We start from the raw sequence: 398 nt of genomic DNA on the forward strand, positions 1-398 counted from the left end.
CCGTCTTCCCGGGGCAGATAGGGGTGATAATCGACCCCCTTGCCAAGGGAGGTGCGCAGTCGGTCGACGATCTCCAGTTCGCCCTTTTCCGGGATGATCAGCTTTTCGCGCATATGGCCGACCGCCTCGTCAAAGAGCAGCACCACCGGCGTGCGGTAGGTCTCGGCCATGTTGAAGGCGTCGACGGTCATTGTAAACACGTCCTGGTGGTTGGAGGCGGTCAGGGCGATGATCGAGTGGTCGCCATGGGTGCCCCAGCGGGCCTGGTTGATGTCGCCCTGGCTGACATGGGTCGGGTTGCCGGTCGACGGGCCGCCGCGCTGCACATTGGCGATGACGCAGGGAATCTCCGCCATGCAGGCATAGCCGATCGCCTCCTGCTTCAGGGAAAAACCGGG

General features: G+C 63.6%; 1 pseudogene. It reads right to left on the reverse strand.

Annotated features, from left to right (window positions below):
* Positions 1 to 398 (reverse strand): annotated as a pseudogene (locus ACYQ8U_RS23240) (2-oxoacid:acceptor oxidoreductase subunit alpha); the annotation flags it as partial.

It is taken from the genome of Desulfocastanea catecholica (assembly GCF_054657295.1).